Below are 12,595 nucleotides of genomic sequence, written 5' to 3'. Positions count from 1 at the left end.
ATATACGAATGGAGGGATTCCCTATGATTCCATCAACGTTGGAGCAATTGGAGCAAGTTCGCAAGGAATGCCGTACCATGGTCAAAAAGAGAGCCACCGCTTCCGCCGGTTCAACCCTCGTTCCTCTTCCAGGTACTGATGTACTGGCCGATGTGGGGATGCTCATGCAGCTATTGCCTGCCATTAATAATAAATTCGGATTATCACAAAAGCAGCTCGATGGTATGGACCCTGAGACCAAATCCATGATTTATGGTTTCGTTATGTCGATCGGAAGTAAAGTGATCGGACGTATGGTGACCAAAGAGCTGGTGGTACAGGTGCTGAAAAGGGTCGGAGTACGCGTAGCTACCAAATCAGTCGCCAAATTTGTCCCTTTTGCAGGTCAGGGGCTGGCTGCCGCACTCAGCTTCACAGCCATGCGTTATGTCGGCAACAAACATGTCGAGGATTGTTATGAGGTCGTGAAACGCATGATCGAGCAGCGTGAGTTAATACCGGGTGAGCCAGCACCTTCTGCGCTTGAGGAGGCAAATGAACATGAAGATGGGAAGCTGGAAGTGAAGACGCCATCCAGCGACACCTCAGATGCAGCTGCGAAGGAATCTGACGATCGATCATAATCAGAATGTCGTTCTTCCGAGGCTTGTCTCCAGTTCGTTAAGTATGGCAATCCACTCGATTCCCGATATAAAGTGTCCTCGATTCGCTAGCAATGGAAGACACCTTACCTTGCACCAACATAAACAGCCGGGCACTCCCTCAGGAGTCCCGGCTGTTTTATAATTTTATCATCAGCTTTATTTAAATCGCCTGCGGCTGTTGCTCCGTGAACTGACTGTTGTACAGATCAGCATAGAAGCCTTGTTTCGCCATCAGTTCCTCATGATTACCCTGCTCAATCACGTTACCATGATCCATGACAAGAATCAGGTCGGCTCCGCGAATGGTGGACAATCTGTGGGCAATGACAAAGCTGGTACGATCCTTCATCAGATCATTCATCGCTTTCTGGATGAACACTTCGGTCCGTGTATCAACACTGCTCGTTGCCTCATCGAGAATCAGAATAGCCGGATTCGCCAGAATCGCTCTTGCGATGGTCAGCAATTGCTTCTGACCCTGGGAAATGTTCGATGCTTCTTCATTCAGCACCGTGTCATATCCATCAGGCAAGGTACGAATGAAGTGATCGGCATGGGCCGCATCGGCCGCCTTGATGACTTCCGCTTCCGTCGCCCCTTCCCGGCCATAGGCAATGTTGTCACGGATCGTTCCGTTGAACAGCCATGTGTCCTGAAGCACCATCCCAAACAGGCTGCGCAGCTTGCCGCGTTCCATGTCCACGATATTAACGCCGTCAATCGTAATTTTGCCGTCCTGAATTTCGTAGAAACGCATCAGGAGGTTGATCAACGTTGTTTTCCCCGCTCCAGTCGGCCCGACAATGGCTACCGTCTGTCCCGGTTTTACATCAATATTCATATTTTGAATGAGTAACTCATCCGCTTTATATCCAAAATTCACACCACGGAATGCAACCGCACCCTGCGGCTGCTGCAATTGTACCGGTTTCGAAGATTCCGGAACTTCTTCCTCTTCATCCAGCAATTCGAATACCCGCTCCGCCGAAGCGATGGTGGACTGAATAATATTCGAAATGTTGGCAATCTGGTTGATCGGCTGAGTGAACTGACGGGAGTACTGTGTGAATGCAAGGATATCCCCGATGGAGATGGCACCACGCGTAACAAAGATCCCGCCGACCACACAGATCAGCACATAACCGAGGTTACCTACAAACGTCATCAGCGGCATGATAATACCCGAGATAAACTGGGCTTTCCAGCCGGATTCATACAGTTCTTCGTTGACTTTTTCGAACTGCTCTACCGAATGCTCTTCCCGTCCGAAGGCTTTGACCACCTTGTGTCCAGTGTACATTTCCTCGACATGCCCGTTCAATTCACCAAGAGATTTCTGCTGGCCTGCAAAGTGTTTCTGAGAACGGGATGCCACCAGCATCACCACAATTACACTTAATGGCAGCGTCAAAATGGTGATGAGCGTCATCCATGGACTAATGGTCAGCATCATGATGATTACTCCGACAATGGTGACCACAGACGTAATAAACTGCGCCAAACTTTGCTGGAGGGTATTACTGATGTTGTCCACATCGTTTGTCGCCCGGCTTAGTGTTTCCCCGTGAGTACGGGAATCAAAATATTTCAGTGGCAGACGACCCACCTTGGCGCTGATCTGCTCACGCATGTCATACACCACTCGCTGAGCTACACCAGCCATCAGATATTGCTGAATGTACATGAAAGCTGCACTGAACAGATAGAGTCCCACAAGCAGATACAATACTTTCATCAAGGCAGGAAAATCAATCCCGGCACCCTGTACTCCCTGAAGGATGGCAATAGCGCCTTTACTGAGAATATCTGTACCTTCCGCCATAACCTTCGGACTGATGATGCTGAATACGGTACTTAGAATTGCAGCCACCAGCACACCCAGCAAACGATAGCTGTGAGGCTGAAGATAACGCATCAAGCGCCGCAATGTACCTTTGAAATCTTTTGCTTTCTCCACGGGAGGCCGCATGCCCATTCCGCCTCCGGGATGACCCGGCCCGCCAGGGGGACGAGATGACTTGCGTTCTGTACGTTCACTCATGCGATCTCCTCCTCTGTCAGCTGGGAGGATACAATCTCGCGATACACTTCATTGTGCTCCAGCAGCTCTCTATGTGTTCCTGAACCGACAATCCGTCCCTCATCCATCACCAGAATGCGATCTGCATCCATCACCGTACTTACACGCTGAGCCACAATGAGCACTGCTGCTTCAGTCGTTTCAGACTTCAGGGCAGCACGAAGCTTCGCATCGGTTTTGAAATCGAGAGCCGAGAAGCTGTCGTCAAAAATATATACTTCCGGACGGCGAACAAGTGCGCGTGCAATGGACAACCGCTGCTTCTGTCCACCAGATACGTTGTTGCCTCCCTGCGCAATGACGCTGTCGTAACCGTCTTTCATCTCCGTAATGAAGTTCTCTGCCTGAGCCGTTTGAGCAGCTCGCACAATTTCCTCCATCGTGGCGTCATCCTTCCCGTGGCGGATATTCTCCGCAATTGTTCCGGTGAAAAGAACGGCCTTCTGAGGTACAAATCCGATTTTGGCCCGTAAATCTTCCTGCCGAAGCTCACGCACATCCGTACCATTCACCCGTACCGTGCCTTCGGTCACATCATAGAAACGTGGAATAAGACTTAGTAATGTGGATTTCCCAGAGCCTGTACCGCCAATAATGGCTGTAGTTTCACCCGGGCGTGCCGTAAATGAAATGCCTGACAAAGCAGCATTCTCTGCACCCGGATAACGGAAGGTCACGTTATCAAATTCAATCGTGCCTTGCAGTGATTTCATATTCCGAGGCTGCTCTGGGTTGCTGAGATCCGGATGCATATCCAATACTTCGTTGATCCGCTCTGCTGATGCCGATGCTCTTGGAATCATGACAAAGATAATGGAGACCATAATAAGGGAGAACATGATCTGCATCGCATATTGAATAAAGGCTATCAGTGAACCAATATCCATATTGCCGCTGTCAATCCGCTGTCCACCAAAATAAAGGATGGCAATCATCGAAAAGTTCATCACCAGCATCATAACAGGCATTAATGTTGCCATGAGCACATTCACTTTAATGGAAACGTCTCTCAAATCTGTATTAGCTCCATTAAAACGAACACGCTCATGTTCTCCACGATTAAAGGAACGAACCACGCGAATCCCTGTTAGTTGCTCACGCAAAACCAAATTGAGTCGGTCGAGCTTTTTCTGAATTTGCTTGAACAATGGCAGACCCTTCGCCCCAATCAGTGCAATGGCCCCAGCCAGTACAGGCAGGACAACCAGGAAGATCGTCGATAATTTGGCATCCTGGGATACGGCCATAAAGATACCACCAATACACATCATTGGAGCCATAACCATCATTCGCAGCATCATCGTTAATACGTTCTGAACCTGCGTAATATCATTGGTTGTACGGGTAATCAGCGAAGCTGTACCCAATTTATCGAATTCCTGCAACGAAAAATTCTCTACATGGCGGAACACTCTGCTGCGCAGTTTTTTGGCAAATCCACCCGCTGTACGGGAAGACAGATAACTGGCTGTTACGGAACAGGCTGTGCCTCCAATGGCGATCACCAGCATCCAGCCGCCAATCTGCCAGATGTAAGGAACATCCCCTTTTACGATACCGTCATTGACGATATCCGCCATCAGGGTTGGCAAGTACAGTTCGGCCAGTGACTGCAGCAGCACCAGACCCAAAATGAAGAAAATGGGGATTCGGTACGGCTTCAGCATGCGAAACAATTTCATCATGGCTTATCATCTCCTTGTGTGGACGTATCCGTCTGTTGGGAAACCAATGTATCAAAAAAGGTATACACCTTGGTCAACAACTCCGCTAATTGAAGACTGTCGTCCTCTCCCAAATGCTCGACGAGCTGGTTGAATGTCTGCATTCGCTCCTCATGTGCAGCCCGAATAATCTCTCGGCCTGCGTCGGTAATGGTGATGCGAACCGCCCGTCGATCCTCGGGGTCCATGGTTCGCTTGACTAGTCCCTCATCCTCAAGACCTCGAATGACAGGAGTGATGGTCGGGGATTTCACGCGCAACAAAGCACTGATTTCCGACACTTTCAGTCCTGGATGATTCGAGTGGATGGTGTCATTGAAATCAGGCGGATTATCTTTCCAGTTCAACCGTTCTCCAGGATGCATGCCGTGGAGTAAACTCCCCAATACCATAATTTCATTATGATTGCGCCCATGAGGTTTGTGCTGCCTCCATTTGCCTTTGTTAAACTGCATGATGGAATACAAAAGTTTCTGGGCGACCGGATCTATGCCAGTCATGATTGTCCCTCCCTTATCTTCGTGATAATTCCTTAGAAATCCAACACCATAGGATATCTATTAAATAGCTTTCCAATTAAATAGCCAATCAATTAATTAGGTATACTAATTATATTGCCGCAAGAGATGAATGTCAAATGGGCATTAATATAAAAATAAGCCCTGTAGCATAACTCCATTCCCATGATCTCAACACCAACCAAAAGAAAATTATCCACAAATTTGTACACATCTTATCCACAATCATAATATTATTATTCCTTATAAAGAAAAAAACCGCAGCATCACGCCACGGTTTTGGTATCATCATCAGGCTAATCAGAACTACGAAACAGAAATCGAATCAGGCCTGCGAAGCAGAAACAGTTTTGAGCGCAGAAGCAAACGGGAAATATTCCTTCGCATTGTTGTAGGCGATACCTTGGACGATCTGTCCAAGCAGTTCCATATCATGCGGTACTTCGCCTTGTTCGGCCCATTCACCGATGAGATTGCAGACCAGACGTCTGAAATACTCATGCCTTGTATAGGAGAGGAAACTGCGGGAATCGGTTAGCATACCGACAAAACGGCTGATTAGACCTACATTCGCTAGCGCTTTCATTTGAGCGAGCATGCCGTCCTTCGTATCGTTGAACCACCAGGCTGCACCCAGCTGAATTTTGCCTGGAATACCGCCCCCCTGGAAACTGCCAATAATCGCTGCGAGCACTTCATTGTCCCGAGGATTTAAGGAATACAAGATCGTTTTGGGCAATGCCTGCTCCTGCTCCAATGCATCCAGCAATCCAATCACCGCGGAAGAAAGAGGCGTATCATTTACGGAATCATAACCGGTATCCGGTCCAAGCTGGGCGAACATCCGGCTATTATTGTTGCGGGCCGCATTAATATGGAACTGCATTACCCAGCCCCGATCGGCATACAGCTTGCCGAGGAAAGTTAGGGTAACCGTCTTGTACTTGTCCTCTTCCTCACGACTGACCTTCTCACCCGCAATGGCTTTGGCAAAAATCGCTGCCGCTTCCTCACGTGTGGCCATGCCGTAAGGTACATAATCGAGTGCATGGTCAGACACCCGACCTCCTACGGAATGAAAGAACTCTACCCGTGATTCCAGAGCGGAGAGGAATGAGTCATAATCAGAAATCGCCGTTCCGGCTGCCTGCGACAGCTTGCCTACCCATTCCGAGAACGTATCACGGTTCAATTCCAGCCCTTTATCCGGGCGGAATGAAGGCAGTACAGCGGTGTCGAATCCTTCAATCTCCTGAATCTTCAGGTGATATTCCAGGGAATCACATGGATCATCGGTTGTGCATACCACGGTAACATTGGATTTGGTAATGAGATCACGTGCACCGAAACCGTCACTGTTCAGCTTTGCATTTACCTTTTCCCAGATGGCCGGGGCGCTCTTCTCATTCAACACTTCATAGACACCGAAATATCGCTGTAATTCCAGGTGGGACCATGCGTACAGCGGGTTACCAATCATCATCGGTACAGTTCGAGCATACGCCAGGAAACGATCGTAATCGGTTACGCCCTCTCCACCCGTAATGTACTGCTCCTCAATTCCGTTTGCGCGCATCAGCCGCCACTTGTAGTGATCACCATATAACCAGGCCTCCGTAATATTGCCAAAGGCTTTATTCTCGTAGATCTCCTGTGGACTGAGGTGGCAGTGATAGTCCATAATCGGCATGTCCTTTGCATAGTCCTCATATAACTTGATCGCCGTTTCATTGTGCAGCAAAAATTGTTCATCCAGAAAAGACTTCATTCGCCTCGCACGCTCCCTTTAGGTGAGTTTACGTTCATATGGGTACACTTCCCAATCTTTACGCTACACTGTTTGCCCACAAAGTTCAATATAAAATGATAGCGTTATCACAAAAGGTTGATTTAGGCATATTTCCTGGAACGAGGTATACTGGTTTTAATCTAATTGATGCTGATCTGAAGATGATATAAGGAGATGAAATAGATGAAAATAACATTTCTCGGTACAGGAGACATGTTCAGTGTGGAGCAGCACCACAACAGTATGCTGGCCGAATTCGGCGACACACATCTGGTGATTGATTTTCCGGAATCCAATGCAAAAGCATTAAAGGAATACGGCTTTCCAATGACGGATATTCACAATGTGTTTATTACCCATCTGCATGAAGATCATATTAACGGAGTACAGATGCTCGGATATTATTCACAGATTGTGGGCAATCGCAAGCCACGTCTGTTTATCCACGAAGAACTGGTTGATCCGTTATGGAATATTTTATCCCCAGGGATGCGTTATACCACGGACGGGGAGCGCACGATGAGCGACTATTACGATATCGTACCTTTACCGGATGGAGGCACATTTGAGTTGGGAGGCGTGACGTTTGAGACTTTTCGAACACAGCATGTGCCGGGCATGGTCAGCAATGGTCTTCTTGCAAAGCCCTACTTCTACTATAGTGCGGACAGCACACTGGATCAGGAACGGGTGGAACGGAATGCCGCGGACGTCCAGCTGATTTTCCATGAATGTCATATGCATGATCTGGTTATTAAATCCCATACTTCATTGAAGGATCTGCAACAACTGTCTGCCGAAGTGAGACAGAAAACCGTGCTCATGCATTATCATGATGAATACGCCTATGCGGACAAACGGGCACAGTTCAACCAAGAACATGATTTACGAATGGTGGGCACGCTGGAGTCATTTGAACTGGAAGTGTAGTAAGCAACTCGAACTATATGTATCACCAAAATTAAGAGGCAGCATCCTTTCAGGTCCCTTTTAAGGAGCTTTTCGGGTGCTGCCTTTCTACTGATCTGCATTCCATGTTTTCATATATTCAATCGTTTCAGGAGTTGGTTCAGCTTTAACATGAACGTAATCTTCCGTACGCTGATCATATGGTCCGTAAGAGATTTTGATATACATATCCTGATAAGTATTAATGATATTACTATGGATCTCCGCTTTTGGCTTCAAAACATAATCTCTGAATAAACTCAATCCCAACGGTTCTTTTCCAGGCCCCAGCGTAATCTCATGGGTATTTCCCACATTGGAGTTCAGGAGCTCTGTGGCGTTAATGCCATTTATCAAGGATGGATCAAGTGTAAAAGACTGTATCACATTGACCATCGGTACCCGGGCCTCTTTAACAGAAATCTCATATATAATTCGGTCCGTATCAGATTCATGATGAACTCTAACCGTAGCAGTCAAGCTATAATCATCTGGCAAACGTTCCTGAAAGGAAGCCGAATTTTTCAGCAAACGCTGGGTCAAATCTCTTCGCTCGGTATTCAGCGTATAATCATCCGTTCGTCTAGGTTCTCCCTTTGGCCCTGGATTGGGCAGCACATTACAAGCCCCCAACAAAATCGCTAGTACAATAAAGTGCATCCCGTTCCTTAGTAACTTACTCACCTGATTCCCCCCAGTATTCCTCGATGATACTCACAATACCCTTTCGAAAGCCATCACCCTGCTTTGGTCTATTATTGAATAAAAGGATACCACGCCCATACATTTTCGCCCAGCACAAGTAACCACCTGCACGGCAATTGCTCGCCAGTACAGGTGGTTACTTGTATATATATATCGATATTCAAATCATTACTCGGCATCGGCACAGTCTTCACCCTGATCCGGGAGTGCCCATACGGACACGCCTCCGCCGCACACATGGAAGGTGGCCCACCCATCTTCCTCAATGGTGATATCATCCTCACAGCTGTGCGTCAGATCGGTCCAGACTTCTCCAGCACGGTGCTCGCCAACAAACATTCGTTTCTCGCCATCTTCTCCGTTCGAGATCACAACCGCACATCCGGAGCCTTCGATTTCCTCCAAGCCGCGGCGTACCCAGCCAATGGTATTCGGATGATCGAAGTAATCCTCCTGCTCCCCATAGGCTATATGACGGCGAGCTGACAACAGAATGTCCAGAATTTCTTTTTTTCCATCCACAGGTTCGGGTCCACCTATACCGTAATAATCTCCATAAAAGATAACAGGATAACCATCACGACGCAGCAGCGTCAATGCATACGCACTTGGCTTGAACCAGTCCGCAACCCAGGATTCCAGCGCTTCATGCGGCTGGGAGTCATGGTTGTCGACGAATGTTACGGCATGGGTAGGATGGGTCTGCACCAGCGTATCATCGAAAATCTTCGAAAGATCAAAATCTCTGCCCGCCAGCGAAGCTTCATGCAGCTTGTAATGCAAAGACACATCGAACAGATCAATCTGATAGTCTACGGTGTCCAGAAATTCACGGCATGCCTCGAGATTGGAGTTCCAGAACTCGCCCACAATGTAGAAATCCTGACCGCGTTTGCGGATCATCTCAGCCGCGAATTCTTTGATGAATTCGTGGTTAATATGCTTGATTGCATCCAGTCGAAAACCGCTGCATTGCAGCGTATCGATGAGCCATTTTCCCCATTGAAGCATTTCCTTCCGGACATCCGGGTGATTGTAATCAATATTGGCGAACATGAGATAATCATAGTTGCCGAACTCATCGTCGACATTCTGATTCCAGTTCTTGTTCTCCCCTGCAATGCGGAACACACCGCTCCGTTCTTCTTTGGCATCAAAGTCGGTGCCGTTGAAATGTTCGGCGTTCCATTTGAATGAGGAGTATTGATCCCCACGCCCCGGAAATGTGAATTTGGTCCAACCCTCAATCTCGAACGGTTTGGAGATTTCCTTCAACCGATCATTGGGATCAACCTCAATCACCTTGAAGACTTCGGTCTCATCCGCACCAGCCTTATGATTCATCACCAGATCCACATAGACGGCAACGCCATTCTTCTGGCACTCGGCAATTGCATCGACCAGTTCCTGTTTGGTACCGTATTTGGTGCGCACACTGCCCTTCTGGTCAAATTCGCCCAGATCGTACAGGTCATATACGCCGTAACCGGTATCCTCGGCAGAGATGGCTTTGGTCACCGGTGGCACCCACACCGAGTCGATACCTTTGGCTTTCAGTTCTGGTGCCATTTTGGCCAATCTCTTCCAGTGGTTTCCGTCTGCGGCCAGGTGCCATTCAAAAAACTGCATCATCGTATGATTTCTTTTCATTCCCAACCGACCTCCTTGATTGCTTTCGAAGCGGACCACGGTACGGATTTGTATCGTCCTTGTTCGTTCGTATGCTATCCAAGTAATACCCTTTTCGGCCTATCCTTCAATCATACAGAGAAAAGAAAGCTCAAAAAAGCTGAATATCTTGTGGTGGAAAGCCGTCTATGGATATTTATGGATACATGGAAGGCGCTCGTCTATATATCACTATTGGGAAGTATTCTTGTGTAGTCCTGCCATTCCTCAGGCAGCAATGAACGATAAGGTTCCTGGGTGAATCGATCGTCAACAAGCACCAGCACGCCCTTATCCTCTTCTGTACGGATCAGCCTGCCACCTGCCTGCAACACCTTGTTCATGCCGGGGAAAACATAGGCATAATTGAATCCGTTGCGCCCTGTCCGACTATAATAATCACGGAGTACGTTGTTCTCCAAACCAATCTGGGGAAGTCCGGCCCCGACCACTACTACGCCGTTCAGACGATCACCTGGCAGATCCACACCTTCCGAGAATACACCGCCCATAACGGCAAATACCAACCGTGTTCGCTCCGGTTGTGGCTGGAACGCATTCAGAAATGCCTCCCGCTCCTCTTCACTCATGCCCTGTTCCTGCATCACGACCTCTGCCTCACCCGGCTGTTCCATATAGGTCTGGTGTACTTCCCGCATATACGGATAGGAAGGGAAAAAGACGAGCAGGTTGCTATGGGGCCACTCTACAACCAACTGGCGCAGCATACTGGCAATAGGCTGTCTGGAACGTTCACGATCCCGATAGCGAATCGATAGTGGCAGCAACCTCACATCCAACTGCTCCCGCTGGAAAGGCGAAGGAATACGCAGGGTATAATCTTCCTCCTCCGCACCTAGCATATCCCGGTAATAACCAAGAGGTGACAACGTCGCTGAGAAATGAATCGTGGAGCGGAACCCTTTGGCCGTCTGACGCAGCAGCACAGATGGATCCAGACAGAACAGCTTCACTCGCACTTCACTTCGTACACATTCCGCATAGGTAATAAAGCGTTCATCGTATAGCTTGGCAATGCGCAGGAAATTCTGTGCGGTAAAATAAGCCTCCAGCAGCAATTCATCCGTCTCGGCAGTTCCCGATCCACCTTCAACAAGGCATTGCTCAGCTACCATCACAAATGGCTCCAGCAGTTCAATCAGTTCCTCGGGTGCTTCCTGCTGCAATATTTTCCCTTCATCTCCACCGTTCTTGCGAAGCGTGATCAGGTATTTGTCGATGGCACCCGTACGATCAGCGATGGCTTTGGCGGTAGGCACACGGTTGTCCAGCGTCTGGAACTCCCTTTTGACATCCAGAAAGACCGCCTTCTCCAGCTCAGCCGAGAACATCATTCGGCCCCGATCAACCAGATTATGTGCCTCATCAACCAGTAAAACCGTCTTGCGCTTCTGCTCCTCCAGCATGCGTTTGAGAGAGATACGCGGATCGAAAATATAGTTATAATCGCATATCACTGCATCCGCTGCATACGCAGCATCCAGTGAAAATTCAAATGGGCATACCCGATGCTTGCGTGCGTACTGTTCAATAACCGGGCGTGTCATTAACGTCTCATGTTCCAGCATATCCAGCACGGCCCCGTTAATACGGTCATAATATCCTTCGCACATGCCACACTGTCCCGTATCACAAGCTTCTTCTTCCTTGAAACAGATCTTGTCCTTCGCGGTCAGACTGATTACATGCATCTTCAATCCTTCCGCCTGCATCCGAGCAAAAGCTTCTTCTGCGGCAACTCGCGTCGTCGTTCTCGCGGTCAGATAGAATAACCTTTTGGCTTCCCCTTCACCAATGGCCTTGACCGTGGGAAAAAGTACGGACATGGTTTTGCCAATACCCGTTGGTGCCTTCGCCATCAGTCCCTGCCCTTCGCGGATCGTCTTGTATACCGCACCTGCCAGCTTGCGCTGTCCCTCCCTGTATTTGCGAAAAGGAAACGGCAGTTCTCGCACGCTTATATCACGCTTCTCTTCATAAGCTACGATCATCTCTGCGTATGGCGCGTAGCCAGCGACCAGCTCTGCTGCAAACTGTTCAAGCTCCTGCCGTTCCAGCATCCGCCGAAACCGCCTTTCTTCATTGCTCACGGTATGCACATACGTCAGCTGCACCTGCATCCGGGGTTCATCATGCTGAACCGCGTACATATAGGCATACATCATGGCCTGCGCCCAGTGTACAGGGGCCCCATCGCCCAGATCGTCCAAGTTTCCCGCAGTTGATTTGATCTCATCCACCGTCAGCTGGCCATCCAGACGAATCAGACCGTCACATCGCCCCTCCACCACGTAAGTCAAGTCTCCATGCTGCAGTTCCACTTCGAGAACCACTTCTTTCAGATCCTCTTCTGTGTAATCCTTCTGTACGCGCTGGTGTATCCGGGTTCCCTCCTGCATCGATGCATTGGTGCGAAATCCTGGACGTATGCTGCCACTGCGGTACACATATTCCACCAAGGGCCTGACTGATATTCGAATTGCGGTTGTCATGCGATC

The 12,595-nt window shown here is 48.7% G+C and carries 9 protein-coding genes; 2 read left to right on the top strand and 7 right to left on the bottom strand.

Annotated features, from left to right (window positions below; all coding sequences use genetic code 11):
- Nucleotides 1–23 precede the first annotated feature (23 nt).
- Entirely contained in the window at nucleotides 24–623 is a 600-nt protein-coding gene (locus PPA03S_RS07490) for a hypothetical protein (RefSeq protein WP_062321417.1), read from the top strand.
- Between the two features lie 181 nt (nucleotides 624–804).
- Here PPA03S_RS07490 and PPA03S_RS07485 read toward each other — a convergent pair whose 3' ends face one another.
- From PPA03S_RS07485 to uxaC, 4 genes are all read right to left on the bottom strand, one after another.
- The gene (locus PPA03S_RS07485) at nucleotides 805–2,685 is read right to left on the bottom strand and encodes an ABC transporter ATP-binding protein (protein WP_062321415.1); all 1,881 of its coding nucleotides are present in this window, start codon (nucleotides 2,683–2,685) and stop codon (nucleotides 805–807) included.
- The gene (locus PPA03S_RS07480) at nucleotides 2,682–4,409 is read right to left on the bottom strand and encodes an ABC transporter ATP-binding protein (RefSeq protein ID WP_062321414.1); all 1,728 of its coding nucleotides are present in this window, start codon (nucleotides 4,407–4,409) and stop codon (nucleotides 2,682–2,684) included. Before PPA03S_RS07480 ends, PPA03S_RS07485 begins: the two co-directional genes overlap by 4 nt.
- Entirely contained in the window at nucleotides 4,406–4,948 is a 543-nt protein-coding gene (locus PPA03S_RS07475; RefSeq protein ID WP_062321412.1) for a MarR family winged helix-turn-helix transcriptional regulator, read from the bottom strand. Before PPA03S_RS07475 ends, PPA03S_RS07480 begins: the two co-directional genes overlap by 4 nt.
- A gap of 343 nt (nucleotides 4,949–5,291) precedes the next feature.
- Nucleotides 5,292–6,734, bottom strand: a complete 1,443-nt coding sequence (uxaC, locus tag PPA03S_RS07470; RefSeq protein WP_062321410.1) for a glucuronate isomerase — start codon at nucleotides 6,732–6,734, stop codon at nucleotides 5,292–5,294.
- A gap of 204 nt (nucleotides 6,735–6,938) precedes the next feature.
- Between uxaC and PPA03S_RS07465 the strand changes: the two genes are divergently transcribed.
- Complete coding sequence (locus tag PPA03S_RS07465) at nucleotides 6,939–7,685, top strand: MBL fold metallo-hydrolase (RefSeq protein ID WP_062321408.1); 747 nt, start codon at nucleotides 6,939–6,941, stop codon at nucleotides 7,683–7,685.
- Between the two features lie 87 nt (nucleotides 7,686–7,772).
- Here PPA03S_RS07465 and PPA03S_RS07460 read toward each other — a convergent pair whose 3' ends face one another.
- The 3 genes from PPA03S_RS07460 to PPA03S_RS07450 form a co-directional block, all read right to left on the bottom strand.
- Nucleotides 7,773–8,387 carry a hypothetical protein gene (locus PPA03S_RS07460; protein ID WP_157284003.1) on the bottom strand — a complete coding sequence of 205 codons (615 nt, stop codon included), beginning with the start codon at nucleotides 8,385–8,387 and terminating at the stop codon, nucleotides 7,773–7,775.
- A gap of 189 nt (nucleotides 8,388–8,576) precedes the next feature.
- On the bottom strand, nucleotides 8,577–10,058 hold the full coding sequence (locus PPA03S_RS07455; RefSeq protein ID WP_062321404.1) for an alpha-amylase: 1,482 nt from the start codon (nucleotides 10,056–10,058) through the stop codon (nucleotides 8,577–8,579).
- A 200-nt stretch (nucleotides 10,059–10,258) separates the two neighbouring features.
- Nucleotides 10,259–12,589: a helicase C-terminal domain-containing protein gene (locus tag PPA03S_RS07450; protein ID WP_062321402.1), complete on the bottom strand. Its 2,331-nt coding sequence runs from the start codon at nucleotides 12,587–12,589 to the stop codon at nucleotides 10,259–10,261.
- Nucleotides 12,590–12,595: the final 6 nt, after the last annotated feature.

The organism is Paenibacillus pabuli NBRC 13638, assembly GCF_001514495.1.
GTDB lineage: Bacteria > Bacillota > Bacilli > Paenibacillales > Paenibacillaceae > Paenibacillus > Paenibacillus pabuli.
Note: the sequence above shows the minus strand (reverse complement) of the source record. Positions and strands in the feature narration are given on the sequence as shown.